Origin of the sequence: Streptomyces sp. NPDC056948, assembly GCF_042674225.1 — a bacterium.
Lineage (GTDB): Bacteria > Actinomycetota > Actinomycetes > Streptomycetales > Streptomycetaceae > Streptomyces > Streptomyces purpurascens.
The window spans coordinates 1-1220 of the sequence record NZ_JBHUQX010000816.1; the positions used below are offsets into that span (position 1 = coordinate 1).

A 1220-nucleotide genomic window follows, 5' to 3' on the forward strand; every position below is an offset into this window, starting at 1 on the left:
GCCGGGGCCTGCACCTGGCGATCGGCATCTCCGCAGCCAACCTCCACGACAGCCAGGCTCTCATCCCGCTGGTCCGCGCCATCCCGCCCATCCGCTCACGTCGCGGCCCTCGACGCCGGCGGCGCCGCTGGGTGGTGGAGCGGACCGTGTCCTGGCTGTCCGGGTGCCGCCGCCTCCACCGCCGCTACGAGCGCAAGCCGGAACACTTCCTCGCCTTCACCGCCATCGCCGCGACCTCATATGCCACCGCAGACTCACCAAGTGAAATGACGTCTAAGTCGGCCGGAGTGGCGGGGTGTCGCTTCCCGGCCGCTTCGGGCGCCCTCCCGCTGCTGCGAGAGCCGGGGACCCTCCCGGGGAGTACATTAGTGTGCGTCGCACAGTATTGTGTCGCGTGTGGGTACCGATGAACTGATCCTCAGCCAGGCCCAGGAGCTACGCCGTGGCACGGTCGTCCTGGCCTGCCTGGTGCTCTTGGAAGAGCCGCAGTACGGCTATGCACTCCTGGAAACGCTCGGCGATGCCGGGATCGCCGTTGATGGAAACACCCTGTACCCGCTGCTGCGCCGCTTGGAGAAGCAGGGGTTGCTCATCAGTGAGTGGAACACCGAGGAGTCCAGGCCGCGCAAGTTCTATCGGGTCAGCCCCGAGGGCGCTGGGGTCCGCACCGGACTGCTGCGTGAGTGGCAGTCGCTCGGCGCCTCGATATCACGACTGACCAAGGGGGACCGTTGAACATGTTGCATGTGTCCGGCACCAGCGCGCTGACTGACCGTTATGTGGCGGAGGTGGTCCGGCGCATACCGGCCGACCAGCGCGGCGACGTGGCCGACGAACTGCACGCCACGATCGCTGACACCGTCGAGGCCCGCGGCCAGGCGGACTCAGAAGCCGCCGAACGCGAGGTGCTCACCGAGATGGGCGACCCGATCCGGCTCGCCGCCCAGTACGCGGACCGGCCGCTCGCACTGATCGGGCCCGGCTTCTACCCCACGTACATACGACTCCTCACGGTCTTGCTGTCCACCGTGCTGCCGGTGGTCACCGCCGTGAGCGCGGTGCTCGACGTCCTGGATGGCCAGGGGCCGCAGAAGTGATCGGTGGAGCTATCGGGGCGGTGCTCTCCGTCGGCGCCCAGATGGTCGCCTGGCTCACCGTGGTGTTCGCTCTGGTGGAGAGGTCCGGCAAGCGGTCCGGCACGGTCGGCAGGGTCTGGACGC

General features: G+C 68.4%; 2 protein-coding genes and 1 pseudogene. All 3 read left to right on the top strand.

What is annotated here, in order from left to right; translation table 11 throughout:
* Nucleotides 1-265 (top strand): annotated as a pseudogene (locus tag ACFTZL_RS44970) (IS5/IS1182 family transposase); the annotation flags it as partial.
* A 131-nt stretch (nt 266-396) separates the two neighbouring features.
* The gene (locus ACFTZL_RS44975; RefSeq protein ID WP_382596446.1) at nt 397-735 is read left to right on the top strand and encodes a PadR family transcriptional regulator; all 339 of its coding nucleotides are present in this window, start codon (nt 397-399) and stop codon (nt 733-735) included.
* Between the two features lie 11 nt (nt 736-746).
* Nucleotides 747-1097, top strand: coding sequence for an HAAS signaling domain-containing protein (locus ACFTZL_RS44980; protein ID WP_382596449.1), 351 nt, complete (start codon nt 747-749; stop codon nt 1095-1097).
* Nucleotides 1098-1220: the final 123 nt, after the last annotated feature.